At 62.8% G+C, this 18997-nt stretch carries 18 protein-coding genes and 1 riboswitch; of the genes, 11 read left to right on the forward strand and 7 right to left on the reverse strand.

The window, feature by feature from the left end; genetic code table 11:
• The first annotated feature begins 56 nt into the window (after nt 1-56).
• The 7 genes from ACXAEH_RS17795 (at nt 57) to ACXAEH_RS17825 (ending at nt 6814) form a co-directional block, all read left to right on the forward strand.
• Nucleotides 57-461 carry a hypothetical protein gene (locus ACXAEH_RS17795; RefSeq protein WP_475034646.1) on the forward strand — a complete coding sequence of 135 codons (405 nt, stop codon included), beginning with the start codon at nt 57-59 and terminating at the stop codon, nt 459-461.
• A gap of 1 nt (nt 462) precedes the next feature.
• A complete protein-coding gene (locus tag ACXAEH_RS17800) occupies nt 463-1575 on the forward strand; it encodes a hypothetical protein (protein ID WP_475034648.1) in 1113 nt (370 codons plus the stop codon).
• Between the two features lie 103 nt (nt 1576-1678).
• Nucleotides 1679-3616 carry an AAA family ATPase gene (locus tag ACXAEH_RS17805; protein WP_475034649.1) on the forward strand — a complete coding sequence of 646 codons (1938 nt, stop codon included), beginning with the start codon at nt 1679-1681 and terminating at the stop codon, nt 3614-3616.
• A gap of 113 nt (nt 3617-3729) precedes the next feature.
• The gene (locus tag ACXAEH_RS17810; protein WP_475034650.1) at nt 3730-4533 is read left to right on the forward strand and encodes a hypothetical protein; all 804 of its coding nucleotides are present in this window, start codon (nt 3730-3732) and stop codon (nt 4531-4533) included.
• Nucleotides 4530-5891, forward strand: coding sequence for a DUF6638 family protein (locus ACXAEH_RS17815; RefSeq protein ID WP_475034652.1), 1362 nt, complete (start codon nt 4530-4532; stop codon nt 5889-5891). The genes ACXAEH_RS17810 and ACXAEH_RS17815 overlap by 4 nt, the downstream gene beginning before the upstream one ends.
• A 1-nt stretch (nt 5892) precedes the next feature.
• On the forward strand, nt 5893-6159 hold the full coding sequence (locus ACXAEH_RS17820) for a hypothetical protein (protein WP_475034653.1): 267 nt from the start codon (nt 5893-5895) through the stop codon (nt 6157-6159).
• A 10-nt stretch (nt 6160-6169) separates the two neighbouring features.
• A complete protein-coding gene (locus tag ACXAEH_RS17825; RefSeq protein WP_475034654.1) occupies nt 6170-6814 on the forward strand; it encodes a DUF1523 family protein in 645 nt (214 codons plus the stop codon).
• Between the two features lie 69 nt (nt 6815-6883).
• On the opposite strand, the gene ACXAEH_RS17830 is transcribed toward ACXAEH_RS17825, so the two are convergent.
• Together ACXAEH_RS17830 and ACXAEH_RS17835 are read right to left on the reverse strand one after the other, a co-directional pair.
• Nucleotides 6884-7435 carry a TetR/AcrR family transcriptional regulator gene (locus ACXAEH_RS17830; protein ID WP_475034655.1) on the reverse strand — a complete coding sequence of 184 codons (552 nt, stop codon included), beginning with the start codon at nt 7433-7435 and terminating at the stop codon, nt 6884-6886.
• 3 nt (nt 7436-7438) lie between these two features.
• Nucleotides 7439-7975 (reverse strand): dihydrofolate reductase family protein, encoded by a 537-nt coding sequence (locus tag ACXAEH_RS17835; protein WP_475034657.1) that lies wholly within the window; start codon nt 7973-7975, stop codon nt 7439-7441.
• 271 nt (nt 7976-8246) lie between these two features.
• Nucleotides 8247-8445, forward strand: a riboswitch (cobalamin riboswitch).
• A gap of 108 nt (nt 8446-8553) precedes the next feature.
• Between ACXAEH_RS17835 and ACXAEH_RS17840 the strand changes: the two genes are divergently transcribed.
• Nucleotides 8554-9789, forward strand: coding sequence for an aromatic ring-hydroxylating oxygenase subunit alpha (locus ACXAEH_RS17840; protein ID WP_475034658.1), 1236 nt, complete (start codon nt 8554-8556; stop codon nt 9787-9789).
• A 4-nt stretch (nt 9790-9793) separates the two neighbouring features.
• Nucleotides 9794-10879, forward strand: a complete 1086-nt coding sequence (locus ACXAEH_RS17845) for an FAD-binding oxidoreductase (protein ID WP_475034659.1) — start codon at nt 9794-9796, stop codon at nt 10877-10879.
• Between the two features lie 54 nt (nt 10880-10933).
• On the opposite strand, the gene ACXAEH_RS17850 is transcribed toward ACXAEH_RS17845, so the two are convergent.
• Entirely contained in the window at nt 10934-12586 is a 1653-nt protein-coding gene (locus ACXAEH_RS17850) for an ABC transporter substrate-binding protein (RefSeq protein ID WP_475034661.1), read from the reverse strand.
• A 106-nt stretch (nt 12587-12692) separates the two neighbouring features.
• Nucleotides 12693-14351 (reverse strand): BCCT family transporter, encoded by a 1659-nt coding sequence (locus ACXAEH_RS17855; protein ID WP_475034663.1) that lies wholly within the window; start codon nt 14349-14351, stop codon nt 12693-12695.
• A 119-nt stretch (nt 14352-14470) separates the two neighbouring features.
• Here ACXAEH_RS17855 and ACXAEH_RS17860 point away from each other — a divergent pair, with 119 nt between their 5' ends.
• Both ACXAEH_RS17860 and ACXAEH_RS17865 read left to right on the forward strand, forming a co-directional pair.
• Nucleotides 14471-15403 carry a LysR family transcriptional regulator gene (locus ACXAEH_RS17860; RefSeq protein WP_475034664.1) on the forward strand — a complete coding sequence of 311 codons (933 nt, stop codon included), beginning with the start codon at nt 14471-14473 and terminating at the stop codon, nt 15401-15403.
• A gap of 62 nt (nt 15404-15465) precedes the next feature.
• Entirely contained in the window at nt 15466-15783 is a 318-nt protein-coding gene (locus ACXAEH_RS17865; RefSeq protein WP_475034666.1) for an ArsR/SmtB family transcription factor, read from the forward strand.
• An 18-nt stretch (nt 15784-15801) separates the two neighbouring features.
• On the opposite strand, the gene ACXAEH_RS17870 is transcribed toward ACXAEH_RS17865, so the two are convergent.
• The 3 genes from ACXAEH_RS17870 to ACXAEH_RS17880 all read right to left on the reverse strand — a co-directional run bounded on the left by ACXAEH_RS17870 (nt 15802) and on the right by ACXAEH_RS17880 (nt 18879).
• Nucleotides 15802-16965 (reverse strand): MalY/PatB family protein, encoded by a 1164-nt coding sequence (locus tag ACXAEH_RS17870; protein WP_475034668.1) that lies wholly within the window; start codon nt 16963-16965, stop codon nt 15802-15804.
• A 67-nt stretch (nt 16966-17032) separates the two neighbouring features.
• Nucleotides 17033-17401: a PadR family transcriptional regulator gene (locus ACXAEH_RS17875; RefSeq protein ID WP_475034670.1), complete on the reverse strand. Its 369-nt coding sequence runs from the start codon at nt 17399-17401 to the stop codon at nt 17033-17035.
• Between the two features lie 74 nt (nt 17402-17475).
• Nucleotides 17476-18879 (reverse strand): MATE family efflux transporter, encoded by a 1404-nt coding sequence (locus ACXAEH_RS17880; RefSeq protein WP_475034672.1) that lies wholly within the window; start codon nt 18877-18879, stop codon nt 17476-17478.
• Nucleotides 18880-18997: the final 118 nt, after the last annotated feature.

Here is an 18997-nt window from a genome sequence, read left to right on the forward strand (position 1 = left end):
ATGGGGGCGGTCGGGCGCTGTCCGTGCCGCAAGCGGCACGTCCGGAAGGTGGAGCTGTGACTAAAGCCGAAGTAGAAAATCGCTGCTGGAACCCTTTGTTGTTGGGATTGTGCGCAGTTCTGGCCGGTCAGGGGTGGTTAGTGTTTCGCATGATGACAGTCATGTTGCCATTAGCTGCGATCGGGCAGTTTCCGGTTCTGCTTTCGCAATACTATTGGGGCGACGTGGGTTTTGCTGTCGCGATTTCGATCGTTGGTCTGGCGGCTCTTCCGTTTTGGACTGTTCCAGCGTTCAAGTTTTTCTTCCCGGCATATTTGGATCTAATGGGGTTGTCCGGGTTCTTCCTTCAAAGAGTTTCTAGGCTCACACCTCAGGAAACTTTGGCTGCGGTCAACAGCCGTTGGGAGAGTTTGCACGAGGATGGCCGTCGCTGGTGGAGGTGCTGGATTGCCAGGAGTTGATATGAAAACCGACCACGCAGCCCTTGCCGATACCTTCGCCTCGCGCCGGTATTTCAAGAAGTTCGACACCATCATCCGGCATCTCACACGGGTGGCGGCGGCGATGCAGGCGGAGGGGCGGCTTTCGAAATCCGATGTGAAGGTGCTGACGGCTTACCTCATGCGGCTGAACTTCACCTTCCGCGCGCTCTCGATGAAATACCTGATGACCGGGCGCGATACCGGCCGGTTCTTCGGCAGCCTGGCGATGGACAAGCGCGACAGCGGCTTTCCTGTTGCCGCTGAGCTGATGACCATGGCCAATGACGCCCAGCAGGCAGAGCGGCATCTGGCCAATATGGCCAGCGAGGAGGTGCTGAAGGACGATATGGTGCGCACCATCATCTCGGACCGGGTTGTGCCTTCGAAACTGCAGTTCGCGCTGTCGCAGCGGCTCTATTATCAGGAGCTGCTGAAGGGTGAGCTGTTCTGGACGCAGAATGACCCGGAGTGCGAATGGCTGGAAAACCTGGGCCCGCGCCGCCGGCGCTTCCTGCTGCATTGGGCTGCCTATGACAGCCAGGTGAACCTGCCGGTGATCTACCTGATGGAGCTGGAGGACAGCGGCAAGGTGGCCCTGCCCAAGGACGAGCGCCGCTGGCCGGAGGTGCAGGCGCATCTGATGGCGCAGGCCTTGGCGGGGCTGAAGCTGGTGACAATTGCGAAGGGGTTCGACGAGGATTTCGGCGACCTCCACCCCAAGCAGCTGCGGCGTTATCACGTCGGGCCGATGTATTCCTCGGCCTATACCGAGCAGTCAGGGCCGCTGCGCCGGGTGCTGGAGGAGGCGGAGGCGCCCGCAGGCCAGGACTGGGCCCTGGCCTGGACGCTGGAGGAGCTGGAAAGCGAGGACGTGCGCGAGGAGCGCTCTGGCTGGTTCGGCACTGTGGAGCGGGAAGTATTTGCGCTCGACCCCTTTGGCGGGCGCGGCGCGGATACCGGAGCGACCCGGACCCAGCGCGCGATCATCCTGCCGCAGCGTCCGTTCCAGGTGCTGGCAGAGCTGGATCCGCCGGGTTTTGCCGACGTGCAGAAGTTCGTGGTGAGCGAGGCGGGGCAGGTGCTGCGGTATTGAGTGGCGAGCCTGCCGAGACCGCAGGAGCCTCCGGCGGGGATATTTTTAGCCAGATGAAGAGCGGATCGGTTTTGGTTTGCAGCGTTGAGATTGAGAGGGTGAGATGAGCATTTCAGGCAATCAGATGGAGCTGCGGGAAGAGGATATCCGCAAGCATTACGCGGCTGCGGCGGCGATGCTGGAGGGGTTTGACCACACCCCGCGCATTGCCAAGCCTGCTGTTGAAGGCAAGGCGCCGGAGCGTTCGCCGGGGATTGCCCGCACCCGCCGCTTCCGCTCGACCACGCCGGGGCTGGTGACGCGTTCCACTGCGCGGCCTGAGGGGGTGCATCTGATTGCCCGCATCGAGGCGGCGGATGAGGATGACCCGCTGACCTCGCCCTTGCAGGCGACCTTGCAGCATTGCTTGCGCCGGGCGCTGGCGGTGTCATTGGCGATGGGGGAGGCTTATGCGGATGTCTCTGGCCTGGGCGATTTGAAGCGGGCCAATCTGGCCGGTTCGCTGGACGCGGCGCGCAAGGGCGAGTTCACCGAACTGCTGGCGGCGGAGGCGCTGATTGCGGCGCATGTGTTTGCCAATGCCGCCGCCTATCTGCTGGCGCCGCACGGGAGCGAGGCGCAGGCCGAGGTGGGCGAGGCGGAGGAGCTTCTGACCGACAACGCGCCTTTGGCGCTGCACGGGGCGCTGTGGGAGCTGGACCAGAAGCTGGCGCTGCATGCCCCCGATGATGCGCATCTGATTGCGGCCACCGCCGCCTATGCCGAGCAGCTGATGGAAAAGGCGGCCTTGCGGGCGCAGAATGCTCCAAGGCTGGAGGCGTTCACCGCTGCCGCCTGGCGGGTGGAGGCGGATGATCTGACCATCAGCGGCTTTGACGCGGCGGCCAAGGCGAAGTCCACCACCCTGACGATGGCGTTCAAGAAACCGCATGAGGTGGTGGGCAACCATATCGCCAAATACCAGGCGCTGCGGCTCTCCAAGATGCTGATGGCCTATGATTTCGACCGCCGCCTGAACCCCTTTGCCGAAATGGGCGGGTTTATCTTTACCTTCATGGGCGACGGCAAGCCGGGGACCGGCAAGACCACGCTCATTCAGATGATGGCGGGGCTGATCCACGACTATTGCCAGAATGCGGGCTATGCCTTCCGCTATCAGAACTTCGGCATCGACAATATCGACAGCTACCAGGGCAAGTCGGGGCAGAACGCCAAATCGTTCATCCAGAATGTGATCGACCCGGGCGTGATCGGCTTTGGCACCATCGACGACATCGACCAGATCGCCGGTAAACGCGGCGACCGGCAGTCCAGCGCGGGCCAGCAGGAGGTGACGGCGGTGTTCATGGAGGCCTTTGCCGGCGCCAATACCGTGGTGCGCGGCAACTGCACATTCGGCATGTTCTCCAACTACCCGGAGAATGTGGACGACGCCCTGCGCCAGCGGGCGGGCGCGCGGTTCCTGGTGGACGGGCCGCAGACACGGGAGGATTACATCGACATCCTGACCCTGCTGATGGGCAAGAACCATGCAATCCCGCAAGGCGACCATGATCTGTATGGCGCGCAGGAGATCAAGAAGGCGGTCGCGCGTTCCTTCGAGGCGCATAACCGCCCGCAGGAACCGGGGCTGGCAGAGGTGTTTGGCCGGGTGCATGACCAGATCGGCGAACTGGACGATCTGGCAAAGCTGGGCACCTATTTGAAGGCCATCCAGCAGGCGGATGAACGCTTCACCGGCCGCGCCATCAAGAACATCACCGATGCGGTCAAGGTCCGCGCGATGGATTTTGAGCTGCCGGATGAATGGATGGAGAACCCGGAGCTGTTCCTGTTCAAGGACTACGACACCAAATCCGCAATGATTGCGGAGCTGCGGGTGCCCATCACGGTCGACATGGTGGTGCAGGAGATCAACCGCTACGCCGACAGCGAGTTCCGCTATGCCGACAAGTCGGATGAGGTGGCGATTGAGAACATGGTGCGCGACTTCGGCCGCCAGGAAGAGGCCAAGCGGCGGTATCTGGAGGGGCGGGGGTGACTGTTTCGCGCGACATGAGGGCAGAGCCTGTCCGCGGGCGGAAGCGAAGCGCCCGCCCAGGGGGGCGGACGGGCGCTGCCCGAGCCGCAAGCGCCTCGGGCGGGGAGGTTTGAATGGCTGAGAAATCCCGCGACCCGTTCTGGCGGTTGAGCAATCCGATCATGTGGGGCGTGCTTGCGACTGCGGCAGTGATTGTCTTTGGCGTTTGGGCGGCGAACCAGTCCGTTTGCCAAACGGATTTCTGGGGCAATCAAAACTGTGGCGGAAGTAAGTGGAGCGCTTTTCTGGAAGCTTCCCCCAATGAAGTTGGGGATACACTTGCAGGTTTTGCCGGGGCGTTGGCCTTTGTTTGGCTGATTGCGACCGTTTGGTTGCAGGGACAAGAGTTGGCAGCGCAAAGGGAAGAGTTGCGAGAACAGCGCGAGGCTACGCAGGACATGGCTCGGGCCATGGCAGCTCAAGCGGCAATTTTTGAAGATGAGCAGCGACAGAGGAAAGAAAAAGAGGCCAAAGACCAGTTTGAAGCCGATTTGAAGTTATTCGTCGAAGTTTGCAGAGAACAACAGGCATTATGCGCCGATGGGCAGCTACTGATGGGCGGTTTTTATCATCAAGTGTCTGGCCTGTCAGACGGATACAGATTTTTTCGCGAGCTAACCTTGTCGAGTGGCAAACACCTGTACAATCTTCAAATGTGTGAGGATGAATTGTTCTCTGGGTTCGGCGTAGGTGAGGAGTTTGCTTACCTTGACTTAATAAGAATACTAGGGCGCCTGAATGGTCTTCGCGTGAAGCTTGATCAAGCAACTGCCGCTTTGCATGAGCAAATGGGTTTGGGACGCATTGAGCAGAACATCAAAGAAATTCTGGCCCGCCCTGAATGGAAGCAAAGTGTCTCCAGAGAGGTACCTGCATGAAACGCCTCATCCAGCATGGCCTGATGTTCGGCAATCTCTTCCATGTGGCCTCGCCCGCGCTGGTGGAGCGCTATAACCGCGCGCTGAAGCATCTGACCGGCAAAACCACCGCGCTCACGGATTTCCACGTCGATATCTCGGGTTTTTCGCCGGAGATCGGGGATGAGCTGGGGGATGATCACTATCTGAACCATGCGGGCGTGAACCGGCAGTTCATTCTCCTCAGCACCGAGCAGAAGCGCTGCCCGCTGCTCAATGTGAAATTCTCCACCAGCCGGGACATTCTGCGGCGGTTTATCGAGGTCAATGAGCGCCAGTTGTTTGCGCTGACCGCGACCGATGCCGTGGCGGGCGAGCTGGTGAATTCGGTGTTCGAGGTGTCCACCCCTGCCAAGCTGTTCGACATCCAGCAGGTGCGGATCGAGGCGGATACCACCAAGGGCACGCTGCGCCATGCGGATCGTCTGGCGGCGCTGGTGGAGCGGTTCAAGACGGGCGAGGATGCCTGGTTTGATGATGCGCTGATTGCGGAGATGATCCGGACGGCGGAGAAGACCGGCGATGTGACCCGCAATCCGGTGCATCTGGAGCATGAGGTGTTTGCGCAGTCGAACTTTTGGACCGCGCATTTCGGCGGCATGTATGTGTTTCAGGGCGTCGAGCATCCGGCGGTGATTGCCAGCGGGGAGAAGCCGGAGGGGGTTCCTCTGGACCGGGTTTTCGATCTGGGGCAGCGCAATGCGATTGCCAAGTTTCTGGATTTGAATGGCTTGGCAGAGCCGGTGATCCGGGCGCGCGGTGTCGATGGCGCGGCGATCCTGCGGCAGAAGATGGGGTTCCTGGCGGTCTCGGTGCTGACGGAGAAGGGGCGGGACCTGTCGGGGCTGTCGCGTGCGGATCTGCGGCGGCTGGCGGCGCGCCATGCCGATGAGCTGCCGGAGGAGTTCGAGGGGCTGTCCGCGCTGGTGCGCTGGGCCGAAGGTGGCGGCAAGTGGCCGAAGATCCGCTCGGACCATCCGGCTTATTTCTATTCCCTGCGGGCGGCGGATACGGCCGACCGGGATCTGGTCAATATGCTGCTGGCGGAGCTGTGCCCGCATGATTTCCGCCAGATGTTCATTTGCCACAAGGAAGAGTTTTACCGCCAGTACCGCGGCTGGCCGGAAACCAAGAAGGCCTATTCGGCGGAGTTCCTGGCGCGGGAATATGCGGTAGACAAGGCCGGCGCGCGGGAGGCGCTGTTCGGGCATGAGCCGGATATGGAGGGGCGCATGCCCAGGCTGCCGCGGGTCCAGCGCAAGGGGATGCTTGACCGGGTCGGCCCCTGGGGGGCTGTGAACCGGGTGAGGGGGCGCTGAGATGTTCGGATTTATCCGCCTGATCCTGATCCTCCTGGTGGTGCTGACCATGGTCTATGCCGCAGTGTCGCTCTACTCGCGCGAGATGCGGCGGCTGAAGCTGAAGCGGCGCTGGAAAGAGAAGGGGTTGACCGGCGACCGCGCGGCCTTCATCCAGCGGGGGCTGAAGCAGTACGACAATTCGTTCCGGCGCAAGCTGATCCTGCTGGTCTATATCATCCCGCTGGGGGCGCTGGCGCTCCTGATCTACGTCATTAACTTCATGTGAGGTCCACCCCATGCGTTTCATCAAATGGGCTTTCCTGATTACCTTCTGGGTGCTGTTCGGCGCTTTCCTGCATTACACGCTGCCGCAGTACGACGTGGTGCGGATCGTCAATACCTACGAGGAGCGGCAGGAGCTGAACGACTGGACGCGGATCTTCTGGTCCAAGCCGGATGATCAGTCAGCGGAGCTCTTGAACCGCGATGTGCAGTTCATCCAGGGTGTGCGCCCGAACGGTGATCCTATTGTTTACCGCAACGAGGACACCGGCTGGAACTGGCCGCCCTATTTCAAGTTCGACACTGCAAATCTGTACACCGACGCCAATGACGCGGTTTCGACCAAGGATGCGCCGGAGTGGGTCTCTGTCATGCATTACGGCTGGCGCAACCAGTTCCTGTCGATCTTCCCCAACGCGGTGACAATCAAGCCGGTGGCGGGGCCGGAGGACAAGCCGACCAACTGGTTCGCGATCATCTTCCTGGTACTGCTGGCGGGGGTGATGTGGGCCATCTACGTGCGCTGGCGCCGGTTCCGGCAGGCCCGGATCGACCCGATGATCGAAAGCGCCGAGGACAGCCTGTATGCGGCGGGGGATGCAATTGCCGAGCGCAAAGGACGGTTCCGGCGCTGGCTGGACAGCTGGAAATCGAAGTGATGAGAGGCCGCCGGTTGGGCGGTTCCGGAAGGCACAAGCGGATGCGCGGGCTTGAATGGCCCGCGTTTTTTAGTCAATGCGGTCGAGCACCCAGTCCAGAGCAGGGGTGAAGTCGCCAGCTGCAAGCGCCCCGCGAGGTGCCGCAGCGGCGGCGAAGGCAAACCCGTGTGTGTAGTCCACGAGCAGGCACAGAAGGGTGCGGGCTTCTGGGCCGGTCACGCCTGCGGCTGCAATCTCTGCCTCGATGAGCTGCGTCAGCCTTGTCAGTGAGGGGCCGATTAAGGACGGATTTTCCAGGATGCATTTCGCCAGCTCCGGGTGCCGGGTCACCTGCGTGCAGTAGCGGGTCATCAGACCGCGCAGGCGCAGTTTTGGCGTTGCCGCTTCTGACGGTGCATCAGCACCTTCGAACGCAATGGCGACGAGAGATGCAATCATCTCGTCCCTGGTGCCGGCGTGATGGGCAACGGCCATCGGGGTGACGCCAAGCGCCGCCGCCAGTGCCTTGAAGGTGAGAGCTTTGCTGCCGCCTTCGTCGAGCAGTTGCAGGGCCTGGTTCAGCACATCATCCTTGCTGAGGGTCCGGCTGCCTCTGGGCGGGCGCCCTTTGCGCGGGGGCATGGGTCAGGCCGCCCGGAACGTGGTCTGGACCATGCCGGTGGGCAGTGTGCGGGAGCTTGCCACCTGGAGGTCGATGTCACGGTCGAGGCTGCCGAACAGCGGGATGCCGCTGCCGATCAGGATCGGGACCGTTGTGATGGTCAGATCCGCGATCAGCCCTTGCCGCAGGAAGGACTGCACCATCCGGCCGCCGTCGATATAGGCGCGTTTCCAGCCCTCTTCCTGCAGTTCCTGCATAAGGTCTGCGGGTGCAGCGGTGCTGAGGCGTACCTTGTCCTTCAGTTCCTCGGGAATGTCCTGTTCGGTCAGGCTGCTGCTGAGCACCACAACCGGTTTGGCGTAGGGCCATGCATCAAACCCCAGCAGGGTGCGGAATGATCCTGTTCCCATGACCAGCCCGTCGACGCTGTCCATGAAGGCCGCAAAACCGCCATCGTCATCGTCGGCAACAGGCTGTTTGTAAAGCCAATCCAGCGAGTGGTCCTGGCGGGCCACAAAGCCGTCGAGGCTGGTGGCGATGAAAACGTGGCCGGTGGTCATCTGGTTCTCCTGAGTCGCAATTAATTATACGATATATAGTTAATCGTGGTTCCAGTTCCAAGTGACCGGCGCATTTTCGGGTGTCCGCGAATCAATTCGCGGCAGCGGGCAACGGGTAAACGCATGAAAGATAAGCGCTTGCCGCAAACAGGCTGGCGAGTGCCGGTTTGAGATTCTGGACAACCCTGTGCGGTTTAGAGCGGCAAACATGCATGTCTTTTTCCGGTTTCGGCGGGTCGGATTTGTTTTCGCCGACCGGCCCGTGATCGGGCATTTTCCATCTCAGCAAGGTGCCGCCTTTCGGGGCGGAGAATTGGGAAGCTGGTGAAACTCCGGCACTGCCCCCGCAACGGTGACCCCGGGTCAGGCCTGGCAAAGACCACTGAGGCGCATGCCTCGGGAAGGTGCCAGGCTCCGCCGCCACGCGGCCCCGGGACAGTCCGGAAACCAGCCTTGCCATGAAAACACGTCAACCGCGGGCGGCGGTCGGGCGGTTGCGGGCGCGTGGCCTGCAATCTCTCTTCCCATGCCTGCACCCAGCCAAGACGCCGCGGGGATGCGGCAAAGGAGAGAAGCAGATGCTTCAGGACAGCGAAATTCTGGCCAAGCTGATGGGCCGGCAGAAAAACTATTCCCTGGAACAGGCGTTCTATACCGATCCGGGGGTTCTGGATCTGGACATGCGCCAGATCTTCTACCGCGAGTGGCTGTTTGCCATTCCGGCCTGCGAGATCCCGAAGGCGGGCAATTACGTGACCCATCAGGTGGGGTCCTACAATGTCATCATCGTGCGCGGCACCGATGGCGAAGTGCGCGCCTTCCACAATGCCTGCCGCCACCGCGGCTCGGTTGTGTGCAAGGCCAAGAAAGGCAATTCGCCCAAGCTGGTTTGCCCCTACCACCAGTGGACCTATGAGCTGGACGGCTCGCTGTTGTGGGCGCGTGACATGGGGCCGGACTTCGATGCCTCCAAGCATGGCCTGAAACCGGTGCACTGCCGTGATCTGGCGGGGCTGATCTATATCTGTCTGGCCGATGAGGCGCCGGATTTCGATGCTTTTGCCGCTGTGGCGCGTCCGTATCTGGAACCGCATGACCTGGGTAACGCCAAGGTGGCCTATGAAAGCTCGATCATCGAGAACGGCAACTGGAAGCTGGTCTGGGAGAACAACCGCGAGTGCTATCACTGCGGCGGCAACCACCCGTCGCTGTGCCGCACCTTCCCGGAAGACCCGTCGGTGACCGGCATCGAAGGCGGCGAGACACCGGCGCACTTGCAAACGCATTTCGACCGGATCGAGGCGGCGGGCGTCCCGTCCGCCTTTACCATCGACGAACGCGGTCAGCACCGGCTGGCGCGGATGCCGCTGAACGAGGGCGCCGAGAGCTATACCCTGGACGGCAAGGCGGCGGTAACGAAGAAGCTGGGCCGGGTGCCGTTCGCCGATGCGGGCACATTGCTGAAATTCCACTACCCGACCACCTGGAACCACTTCCTGCCGGATCATTCCATCGTGTTCCGGGTGACCCCGATCAGTCCCACCGAAACCGAAGTCACCACCAAATGGCTGGTGCACAAGGATGCGGTTGAGGGGCAGGACTATGATCTGAAACGCTTGACCGAGGTCTGGATCGATACCAATGACGAGGACCGCATCGTGGTCGAGGACAACCAGCGCGGCATCAACTCGCCCGCTTATGAGCCCGGTCCCTATTCGGAAGTGCAGGAGAGCGGCGTCATCCAGTTCTCCAACTGGTATGCCGATCACCTGACCCGCGCGCTGACCGGCCGCCACCTGATCGCGGCGGAGTAAGCGTATGGGACTGCAGGCCAATTTCGAGACGCTGGATGAAACCCTGGCGTGGACGGACGACGAGATGCTGGAATGCGTCTCGGTCGTGCCGGAAGCACCGAACACCGCCTCCTTCAGCTTCCGCGCGCCGTCTGGCGCGTGGTTCAAGTACCAGCCGGGTCAGTTCCTGACGCTGGAGCTGCCGGTGCCGGGGGAGACTGTCTGGCGGACCTACACGATCAGTTCCTCGCCCTCGCGGCCGCTGTCGATCTCGGTCACGGTGAAGGCGCAGGCCGACAGCATCGGCACCCGCTGGATGCTGGACCACCTGAAGCCGGGGATGTTCCTCAAGGCCTCGGGCCCCGCGGGCGTGTTCACCCTGCCCAAGCGCCCGAATGGTAAATTCCTGTTCATCTCGGCAGGCTCCGGCATCACGCCCAGCCTGTCGATGACGCAGTATCTGTTCGACCGTGGCCAGTCGCCCGACATCTGCTTCATCAACTGCGCCAAGCGGCCCAGCGAGATCATCGCGCGCCAGCAGCTGGAAAGCATGGCGTCGCGGGTGCCGGGGCTGAAGCTGAACTTTGTGGTCGAGGAGGACGACCCCTATCAGGTCTGGACCGGCTACCGCGGGCAACTGAACCAGATCATGCTGGGCCTGATTGCCGGCGACTATCTGGAGCGTGAGGTCTATTGCTGCGGGCCTGAGCCGTTCATGCAGGCGGTGCGCGACATGCTCATTGGCCTGGGCTTTGACATGGAGAACTACAACCAGGAAAGCTTTGGCGCGCCGGTCGAGACCGAGGCTGATGCGCCGGAGCTGGACGATGTGGTTCCGGAAGAAAGCGCAACTGCCGAGATCAGCTTTGCCGCGTCGGGGGTGATGGCGACCTGCACCGAGACCGACACGGTGCTGGCGGTGGCCAAGGCCTCGGGCCTCAACATCCCGTCGGGCTGCACCTTTGGCATCTGCGGCACCTGCAAGGTCAAGAAGACCGCGGGCGAGGTGCATATGGTCCACAATGGCGGCATCTCGGAAGAGGACGTGGAGGCAGGGTACATCCTGGCCTGCTGCTCCAACCCGATTGGCCGGGTTGAAGTGGACATCTAAAGAAACAGGGCGTGCGCCGGATCCGGCGCACGCCCGTTCATTTACGTGACCTGATCAGGCTTCCAGTGCCAGCTTGTGCACGTGGATTTCGTTGATCGGGTGGCTTTCGGCGCCGATGATGCCGGGGCGGGCGTGGCGGTAGAGCGAGCGCCAATAGGGCTGGATCACGGTGCCGTCGTCGCGCATGAACTGCTCGATCTTCTCCATATGGCCACGGCGGGTATCGGCATCGGCAATGGCCGAGGCAGCCTCAAGCATGCTGTCGAACTCGGCGCTGGCGAGGCCTGTTTCATTCCAGGCAACCCCGGTTTTATAGGCCAGTGTCAGCACCTGCACCCCCAGCGGGCGGTGGCCCCAGTCGGTGGAGCTGAACGGGTATTTGTCCCAGTCGTTCCAGAAGGTGTTGCCGGGCAGCACCGTGCGTTTCACCTTGAGCCCCGCATCGCGCATCTGCGCCGCCAGCGCATCCGTTGTGTTGCGGCGCCAGTCGTCGTCGATCGAGATCAGCTCATGCTCGAAATCGAGCATGCCGGCCTCTTCCATCAGCTGGCGGGCGGCCTCCGCATCCCGCACCGGGGCGCCGATGTCGGCATATTCCGGGTGGATCGGGCAGACATGGTGGTTCTCGGCCAGGGTGCCGCGGCCGTCGTAACCCAGCTCCAATAGCACCGCGTTATCGCAGGCCAGCGCCAGGGCGCGGCGCACCCGGGCGTCGGCATAAGGCGCGGCGCCGTCCACCAGGGAGTCGCGGTTGGTGCGCAGCACCAGGGTGTTGGCCGAGACGGACTCGCTGACGTTCCAACCGATGGAGGTGAAGATGTCGACATATTCGCCCACGGTCTCGTAGGTCATGTCGATTTCCTCGGCCTCGGCAGCCGACAGATGGGTCGAGGCGTCGGTGCCGAAGTCGATGAACTCGATCCGGTCGAGATAGGCGCCTTCGCCCCACCATTCGTGATCGGTGTTCTTTTCCAGTGCGACCTTCACGCCGACTTCGTATTCCACCAGCTTGTAGGGGCCGGTGCCGACCGGATCGGCGCCCGGATCGCCGGACCAGCCGTCCGGCACGATGGCAGCGGGGTATTCGGTCACCGCCGGGATGATGGTGATGTCTGGCCGGGTCAATTTCAGCTTGAGTGTGAGGTCGTCGACCACCTCCAGAGCGCCCTCGGCGGGGCCGTCGCCGGCCTCGTTTTGCAGCGAGCCCATGCGGGCCGCCATCGAGTTGCCTTCCCACTTGCCGTCGCACCAGCGGGCGAAGTTATAGGCGACGTCCTGTGCCGTCAGGGTGCCGCGGCCGTCGTTCCAGTTCACACCGGGGCGGATGTGCAGCAGGTATTCGGTGGCGTCCTCGTTGACCTCCCAGCTTTCCAAGAGGCGCGGCTCGAAGGTGCCGTCGGCGTTGTATTGCACCAGGTACTCCAGGTAGCCGCGCACCAGGTTGCCGAGCTGCGGCCAGTTGAACAGCGGCGGGTCGAGGAGGGCGCGCACAACCTGCTGGATGCGGATGGTGCCGCCGGCTTGCGGGTTGGCCGCGGCCTGCACCGGCTGGCTGAGGCCGATAAGCCCATAGGCGGCAGAGGCAGTCACACCAAGCGCGGTTGCGCGGCTCAAGAACTCGCGCCGGTCCAGTTTGCCCTGGGCGGCTTCCTCCGCATGCATGCGGACCGCGGGGTGGAGGGTTTCCCTGTTGTAGAATTGGGTCATTTTGCTTCCTTTGTTGCTGTGCTCAGCGCCGGAAAGGGTGCGGGCAGCAGGTATGGAGGTTGGAACGGCGGCCCTGCCCGCTGGCCGCCGCTCCCGGGGAGATGCCTTATTCAGCGGGCTCCTGTGTCACGGTGGTGGCGACGCCTGCCTGTTCGCGGCGGCCGTCGTTGTAGATCGCTTTCACCAGGGCGGCGCATTGCAGCACCATCACCAGCGAGAACGGCAGGGCGCCGATCACCATCGCGGTCTGGATCGCTTTGAGGCCGCCAACCAGCAAGAGCGCTGTCACCACCGAGCCGAGGGCGACGCCCCAGAAGATGATATGCGGGCGGGCCTTGGGGCCTTCGTCACCGGCCGCGTTGATGGTGTTGACGATCAGAACGGCGCTGTCGGCGGTGGTCACCAGATAGGTCATCAAGAGGACCACGATCATCACCGACATCGCCCAGCCCAGCCAGGGCGACAGCATGTATTGCACCATGGCAAAGATCTTGTCGCCATCGGGTGCGCCCGAGATCAGGCCGCCGGCATTGCCGTTCAGCTCCAGGTCGATGGCGGTGCCGCCGGCCCAGGTGAACCAGACAAAGCACATCAGCGACGGGACGATCATCGCGCCCAGCACGAATTCGCGGATGGTGCGGCCCTTGGAGATGCGGGCCAGGAACAGGCCGACGAAGGGCGCAAAGGCGATCCACCAGGCCCAGTAGAACACCGACCAGCCGCCCTGCCAGCCTTCCAGCTTGGAGGCGACGCTGTCGGGGTTGCCGTCACCGGTCCAGACGCGGAACATCATGTCGGGCATGGCGATCAGATAGTCCCAGAGGCCGACCAGCAGTGCCTGCATGCCAAAGAAGGTGGAGCCGAACAGCAGGAAGAAGCCCAGCAGTGCGATGCTGAGAACCATGTTGATGTTGGAGAGCCACTTGATGCCTTTGCCGACGCCCGAAAGCGCCGAGGCGGTGGAGGCCAGCATGATCACCAGGATGGCGACGATGACGCCGGATGTGTTGGCGGTGCCTGCCTCGTTGGTCAGGCCGGTGATGCCGATCCGGGTGAGGCCGGAGACAAATTGCTCAACCCCGAAACCCAAAGTCTGGGCGACACCCAGGATGGTGGCAACTACGGCGACAATGTCGACCACATGGCCGATGGAGCCCGACAGGCGGGCGCCGAACAGCGGCGTCAGCGACGAGCGCATCGTGAGCGGCAATCCGCGGCGGTAGCTGAAGAACCCCAGCGCCAGCCCGGCAATCGCATAGCAGGCCCAGGCGCCCAGGCCCCAGTGCAGGAAGGACCACTTGTAGGCCATGCGGATGTTGTCCGCGGTGCCGCTGTTGGTCAGGCCCTGGATCACTTCCGGATTGTTGTTCCAGTGATAGATCGGCTCGGCCACCGCCCAGGTCAGCATGCCGACGCCGATGCCGGCCCCGAACATCATCGAGAACCAGGAGAAATTGGAGAACTCCGGCTTATCGCCATCCTGGCCCAGTTTCAGCCGGCCCGCGGTGGGCCACATCGCAAGTGCTGCGCAGCACAGCACAAACAGCGCCACGGTCCAGATGTACCAGGCGCCGAAGGAGGCGAGGATGAAGCCGTTGATCGAGTTGAGGATGGCGCCGGACTGCTCGGGGAAGGCAATGGCCCAGATTACCAGCCCGCCGATCATCAGCTTGGAGGAAATGGTGACGATCTGGCTGAAGCCCCGGTAAAATCCGCTGTCGGATGTGCCGATCGGCAGATCCGTTAAAGGTGGTTTGATTGACATAGAGTATCCCTGTTTTCCCTGCTCTGCCGGGTTGAACCGCCGGGGCTGCGGTCTTAGCAGAGCTTACGCAGGGCATTTTTTGTTATAAAATTTCTGCCTTTTGCAGTAGGCAATAATTTATGAATGACATTAGCAGCCTTAATAGGAAGCTGAGCTACAACCTGGTCGCGCTGCATGCCTTCGACCTGGTGGCCCGGCATGGCAACTTTACCGGCGCGGCTGAGGCGCTGGGGCTGACGCAGTCGGCAGTTTCCCAGAAAATCAAAGGGTTGGAGACGGAATTGGGCATTGCCTTGTTCCGGCGTGAGCACCGGGGCGTGTCGCTGACCAACGAAGGGGTGCGGCTGCTCAATGTGGTGCGTCCGGCGATGACGCAAATGGGCAACTCGGTCTCTGCGCTGATGGAGCGAAAATCACGGCCAAGGGTGCGGATTTCTGCGGATTTTGCCTTTTGCAGCTTCTGGCTGCTGCCGCAGTTGTCGCATTTGCGGGCCGAATTGGGGGATGAGATCGAGATCCAGATCCTGGCGGCGCAGGTGCCGCCGGAGGATTACGGCGAGGATTGCGACATCAAGATCCACGTGGCGCCGCGCAACAGCATGGTGAAGGGGGACGTCATGCTGCTGCAGGAGCGGGTGGCGGCGGTCTGCAGCCCGTCCTACCTGGCGGCGCATGGCGGGATTACCGCCTCGGCCCAGCTGCTGGATGCACAGCTCCTTAGTCTGTCAAAACCGGCCTCGGCGGAATGGCAGACCTGGCAGGGCTGGTTTGATGCGCTTGGTATTTCCGGCGAGCGGTCGCGCAATTACATCAGTTTCAACAATTATGACATGGTGGTGCAGTCGGCGGTTTCGGGGGACGGGATTGCGCTGGGCTGGCTGGGTCTGATCGACAGGGCGCTGCAGGCTGGCTCGCTGGTGCAGGTCACCGGCGATGTGGTCGACAGTGATGCGGGCTACATCATGTCCCGCGACTATTCCAGCCAGCTGCGCGGCCCCAGCCTGGTGTTTGACTGGATCGCCGCGCATTCACCAGTGCCGGTGCTGCAGTAACAGGCAGGGCCGCCGGTGCGGGCGCCTGTTGACGCGGCCGGTGGCCGCGGTATCTTGCCGCCATGACTGCTACCAGCCCCCATGCCCGCGCCCTTGCCGCCCTTGGCCACGATGCCCGGCTGGCGATCTTCCGCTTGCTTGTGAAAGCCGGGGAGGAGGGCCTGCGGGTCAGCGGTATCGGCGCCCATCTGGGCATTGCGCCCTCGACCCTGGCGCATCACCTGTCAACGTTGGTGGATGCAGGCCTTGTGGTGCAGGAGCGGCAGGGGCGCGAGGTCTTGAACCGCGCCGACTATCGGCAGATGCAGAATGTCATCGGCTTCCTGACCTCGGAGTGCTGCGAAGGCGTGGACCTGAAGAGCGGCGAAGACGCCGCCTGAGGCGCCGGGCGGGCTGGATTACAGCGCCGCCTTGAAGCGTTTGAACGCGGCCTGGATTTCTGCCCGCGGCGCGGCGATGTTCACGCGGATGAATTGGGTGGCCTCTGCATCGAACCAGGTGCCCGGGGTGGCGCCGAAACCGGACTCGGCGAGCTTGGCCTTCAGGCTGTCGCCTTCCAGCCCGGTTGCAGAGCAATCCAGCCAGACCTGGTAAGTGCCCTCAACCGGGGACATCGTGATGCCGGGCAGCTCATCCTTGAGGAAGGCGGCGATCCATTCAACCGTGCCCTCGAGGTAGGCCAGCAGCGCATCGAGCCAGGGTTCGCCATGTGCGTAGGCCGCGATGGTGGCGGCCAGGGTGAAGGCGTTGCCATGGGTCAGATACATGCTGTCCGCGGTCTGTTTGAACTGCTTCAGGAGCGCATCGTTGCCGGTGTAGACGTAGCCGTTGGAGATGCTTTGCAGCCCAAAGGTCTTGGCCGGGGAGCCGATCACCGAGACGTGGTTCTCCGGGTCCACCGCCATCAGGCTGGTGAAACGGTGGCCGGTATAGATGATGTCGGAATGGATTTCGTCGCTGATCAGGGTGACGCCATGGCGGGCGGCCAGGGCGGCAAGCTGCTCCAGCTCGTCCCGGCGCCAGACGCGGCCGGCCGGGTTGTGCGGGTTGCAGAGGATCATGGCGGTGACTTCCGGGGCGCTGAGCTTGGCCTCGAGGTCGTCGAAATCCATCCCGTAGGCGCCATCCATGTTTCGCAGCGGGTTGGTCACGGCCTTGCGGCCGGCGCCGGTGATGACCTTGACGAACTGGTGGTAGGCGGGGACCTGTATCAGCACGCTGCCGCCTTCGGCGGTCAGCTGCCGGACCAGCAGCGACACCGCGGTGAGAACACCGGTGACCTGCTCGAAGTTGCCGGGGTTCAGGGTCAGCCCGTGGCGGCGGGCGTACCAGTCCGAGATCGCGGCAAACACCCCCTTGGCGTTGAATTCATAGCAGAACTGGCCGCGGTTCGCGACCCGGAGCATTTCCTGCTTGATCGGTTCGGCGATGGCGAAATCCATGTCCGCAACCCACAGGGGGGTCACCTCTGCGGTGCCGAACACCATGTTCAGAAAGTCCGGATTATGGCGGACGAAAGTGTCGCCGGTCTTGGCGGGGGCGGTGTCGAACAGGCTGGTCATTGGGGTCTCCTGATTATGGGTATCAATGCATCGATGATCGATGTGTGTGGGCAAATTTTTTACCGGGCTATTCCACCATTGGCGTGCAGGCCTCCAGCGCGCGGGTGATTTTCATCCATTCATTCAGGCCGGTCCGGAACGCTTCGCGGCCCTTGTCCGTGATGGTGTAGATCTTGCGCTCGCGGCCCGAGACGGTTTCGGTCTCATAGGTGACATAGCCGCCTTCGGTGAATTGCTTGAGCACCGGGTAGATCGTGCCCTCCTGCGGCGCGCAGCAGCCCTTGGTGCGGCGCACGACCTCCTTGGCGATGTCATAGCCGTGCAGCTCCTTCTCGTGCAGGACGCAGAGGATGAAGAACTTGGACAGGCTCATCCGGATTGTGCCGTTCCAATAGGCGGGGTCCAGCAGGTCCGGGGATTTGGTCTTGGTGCTCATGCGGGCTGTATATGCATTGAGGGTCGATGCATCAAGGGGAAACCGGCGGCTGCGGGCAGGCGCAAGCGGAGGGGTTACCAGCTGCGGCGGCCCAGCAGCGCGTGCAGCCGGTTCTGGGGGGCAAAGGAGTCGACCGGTTCAGGGCGCGACAGGCTGGCGAGCACGCGGTTCACCAGCAACCAGCCCAATCCGGCAAAGATCATACCGCCGAGAGCCTGCCCCAGCAGTACCCCCGGCGCGCCTGCCAGGTAGCCGCCCAGAACGGCCGGCGGCCAGGTGCCAAGCGTATGGCGGCCCCAATTGATCCAGGTGGAATAGACCGGGTGGCCGAGGTTGTTGAAACAGGCGTTTTCGACAAAGATCACTCCGTTGAAGAACAGCATAAGCGCCAGCGGGCCGCAGAACAGGTAGAGCAGGCTGCGGGTTTCCCCGGTGGCGGTGAACAGATCGGCGATTGGCGCGCGCAGGGCATACAGCACCGCGGCCGCCAGCAGGGTGTAGACCGCGGTAAAGGCGATGCCGGCCAGAAAGGCCTGCCGCACGCGCACAAACAGCCGGGCGCCGAAGTTCTGGCCGACAATGGGGCCGATCGCACCGGAAAGGGCAAAGATCACCGAGAACGCCACCGGCATCAGGCGCCCGATCACCGCCATGCCCGCAACCGCGTCGGTGCCGAACTGAGCGATCTCGCGGATCACGATGGCGCTGCCCACCGGTGTTGCCACATTGGTCAGCACCGCGGGCAGCGCAATGGCCCGGATGGCCCGGATATCGCCGGCGATCTGCCGCAGCGACGGGCGCATGAAGCCCTGGTGCACGCGGATTGCGGGCCAGAGTGCGGCAATCAGCATGCAGACCCGGGCCAGCACCGAGGCAATCGCGGCGCCATCCAGCCCCAGCCCGACGCCGAAGATCAGGATCGGGTCCAATACCGCATTCAGCCCGCCGCCGTAAAGCGTGGCCAGCATCGCCCGGCGGGCATCGCCATGGGCGCGCAGCACCGCCATGGCACTCATCCCCAGCGCCATCACCCACATGGTCGGCAGGATGATGGAGACATAGCGGGCCGCCAGCCGCAGCACCTCGCCCTCGGCGCCCAATAGCGCCAGGATCGGATTGAGGTAAGACAGGACCAGTATTGGCACCAGCAGCCCGGTCAGCGCTCCGATCACAGCCACGCTGGAGGCATAGCGGCGGGCCTTGTCCGGTTGTCCGGCGCCAAGCGAACGGGCAACCAGCGAACCCGCGGCAATTGACAGTCCGATATTGATGGAATTGGTGAAGAACAGCAGCGTGCCGGCATAGCCCACAGCCGCGGCCAGCGCGTCATTGCCCAGCATGGCAATGAACGCCATGTCAACGAAGTCGACCGCAAACATCGCCATCAGCCCGATGCTGGCGGTCAGCGACATGCGGGTGACATGGCCCATCAGGCTGCCGGTCAGGAAGACCGCTTTGTTCTCCGGCTGACTTGCCATTGTTTCTTCCTTCCGGGTTCTTAGCTCCGGGAGGAGGCTCCGGGCGCCGGTGTAAGACATAACCAGATTTCCGGTTGTGTCAGTGAACCCTTTCACACAGCGGCGCCCCCGGCCAGAG

Source organism: Leisingera sp. ABM4_060 (assembly GCF_056158765.1).

What these genes read in the sequence shown, in the direction of transcription:
- ACXAEH_RS17880 (WP_475034672.1), bottom strand. Translation starts at nt 18,879, where the DNA reads ATGGCAAGTCAGCCGGAGAACAAAGCGGTCTTCCTGACCGGCAGCCTG.
- ACXAEH_RS17805 (WP_475034649.1), top strand. Translation starts at nt 1,679, where the DNA reads ATGAGCATTTCAGGCAATCAGATGGAGCTGCGGGAAGAGGATATCCGC.
- ACXAEH_RS17810 (WP_475034650.1), top strand. Translation starts at nt 3,730, where the DNA reads ATGGCTGAGAAATCCCGCGACCCGTTCTGGCGGTTGAGCAATCCGATC.
- ACXAEH_RS17855 (WP_475034663.1), bottom strand. Translation starts at nt 14,351, where the DNA reads ATGTCAATCAAACCACCTTTAACGGATCTGCCGATCGGCACATCCGAC.
- ACXAEH_RS17825 (WP_475034654.1), top strand. Translation starts at nt 6,170, where the DNA reads ATGCGTTTCATCAAATGGGCTTTCCTGATTACCTTCTGGGTGCTGTTC.
- ACXAEH_RS17840 (WP_475034658.1), top strand. Translation starts at nt 8,554, where the DNA reads ATGCTTCAGGACAGCGAAATTCTGGCCAAGCTGATGGGCCGGCAGAAA.
- ACXAEH_RS17850 (WP_475034661.1), bottom strand. Translation starts at nt 12,586, where the DNA reads ATGACCCAATTCTACAACAGGGAAACCCTCCACCCCGCGGTCCGCATG.
- ACXAEH_RS17820 (WP_475034653.1), top strand. Translation starts at nt 5,893, where the DNA reads ATGTTCGGATTTATCCGCCTGATCCTGATCCTCCTGGTGGTGCTGACC.
- ACXAEH_RS17845 (WP_475034659.1), top strand. Translation starts at nt 9,794, where the DNA reads ATGGGACTGCAGGCCAATTTCGAGACGCTGGATGAAACCCTGGCGTGG.
- ACXAEH_RS17865 (WP_475034666.1), top strand. Translation starts at nt 15,466, where the DNA reads ATGACTGCTACCAGCCCCCATGCCCGCGCCCTTGCCGCCCTTGGCCAC.
- ACXAEH_RS17835 (WP_475034657.1), bottom strand. Translation starts at nt 7,975, where the DNA reads ATGACCACCGGCCACGTTTTCATCGCCACCAGCCTCGACGGCTTTGTG.
- ACXAEH_RS17800 (WP_475034648.1), top strand. Translation starts at nt 463, where the DNA reads ATGAAAACCGACCACGCAGCCCTTGCCGATACCTTCGCCTCGCGCCGG.
- ACXAEH_RS17875 (WP_475034670.1), bottom strand. Translation starts at nt 17,401, where the DNA reads ATGAGCACCAAGACCAAATCCCCGGACCTGCTGGACCCCGCCTATTGG.
- ACXAEH_RS17815 (WP_475034652.1), top strand. Translation starts at nt 4,530, where the DNA reads ATGAAACGCCTCATCCAGCATGGCCTGATGTTCGGCAATCTCTTCCAT.
- ACXAEH_RS17860 (WP_475034664.1), top strand. Translation starts at nt 14,471, where the DNA reads ATGAATGACATTAGCAGCCTTAATAGGAAGCTGAGCTACAACCTGGTC.
- ACXAEH_RS17870 (WP_475034668.1), bottom strand. Translation starts at nt 16,965, where the DNA reads ATGACCAGCCTGTTCGACACCGCCCCCGCCAAGACCGGCGACACTTTC.
- ACXAEH_RS17830 (WP_475034655.1), bottom strand. Translation starts at nt 7,435, where the DNA reads ATGCCCCCGCGCAAAGGGCGCCCGCCCAGAGGCAGCCGGACCCTCAGC.